We start from the raw sequence: 1,321 nt of genomic DNA on the forward strand, positions 1-1,321 counted from the left end.
TAAAATAGCTACCAGAGTATATTGTCAAATAGACTAATGTTAAAATTGCCAAAAAGCCGCCTAACAACCCCTGTGTTAAGTCCAGTAATTTGGGTCTACTTGGTAGTTTTTCGCCATCGAAAAAAAAGAATTTCATTCGCTATTGTCCTGTTTGGTTATAATAATGATTAAATAAAACTGTACCGATCTGTACAAAATTAATAGTAGTACAGATCAGTACACCTTGCAATTTATTTCAGGTAATTTATTTTGAAAAAAACATACAAACGAATAATGGAAACGGCTGAAGCGCTGTTTTATCGAAGTGGTTTTGCTAATGCTGGCGTCGATGAGATAAGAGATAAATCAGGATGCTCTAAAACAACTTTATACAATAATTTTGGCAGTAAAGATAAATTGATACTTGAAGTATTAAAGCAAAGAGATTTGAGGTTTAAAGCAAAACTTAACGAAGCTATCTTAAACCTTAATGGAACAGAAGCTATTATGAAGATTTTTGAATGGCATGAAAAGTGGTATTGCGAAGAAAACTTTAACGGCTGCTTGTTTATCCGTGCAATGGAAGAAATACCAGAAGATTCATCATGCATATCTGATATTGTGGTAGAGCATAAAGAATTTATTCGAAATCTTATTTTTTATAAGCTTGAAAATTACCCCAATAAGGCATCTTTAACAAATAAACTAATGGTAATACTTGAAGGGCTTGCCAATATTAGTGTGGTATACAAAAATAAGCCAAACCTGCATCAACAAATTCTACAAGACACGCTTAACCTCGTGCTAGAATTACTAAATAACGCCTTAGCATTTAAGAAAGATTAATTAAAAATAATGCATTATTATGTATCTAGAAAAAGTAATGAATTTGTATTGATTATAATTAGGAATTTTATCAAAAACTTTCAGGTAGGTCGTGTTTCAATATAAATTCGTTTTTTGCTTTTATAGAAGCGCTTGATCATCACCAACGTTAATCTTACTGAGCCACCTTGCATGAGCTATCTTTTTGGGCAATTAGCCTTAATTAGCCCCATAGTTTTAGCTATCGCTTAGGGATTAAGTGCTCAAGGGTTAAGAATAAGCACAATAATATAATGATCACTACGGGCACTCAAATGCGAAAAAACGTAATCACTCCATATTTAAGCACCTATTTGGGCACACAGGCAATGATTACCTGTTATCATCCGTATCGTGTTTTTTGATAAAAATTTCTACACAACTCGCTGAAAATGTGAATTTAAAACAGTAAGCATGAGTTATTATATATTTTAATAAATTCTACATGTTAATTTTAGGTAAATAAAAATGATTCAAG

Annotated in this window: 1 protein-coding gene; it reads left to right on the forward strand. The window is 31.7% G+C overall.

Going from position 1 to position 1,321, the window contains the following annotated elements:
* Positions 1 to 249 precede the first annotated feature (249 nt).
* Positions 250 to 825, forward strand: coding sequence for a TetR/AcrR family transcriptional regulator (locus A9G30_RS05340; protein ID WP_065588283.1), 576 nt, complete (start codon positions 250 to 252; stop codon positions 823 to 825).
* The last annotated feature ends 496 nt before the right edge of the window (positions 826 to 1,321 follow it).

The sequence above is a fragment of the Gilliamella sp. Fer4-1 genome (assembly GCF_001690515.1).
Classification (GTDB): Bacteria; Pseudomonadota; Gammaproteobacteria; order Enterobacterales; family Orbaceae; genus Gilliamella; species Gilliamella apicola_C.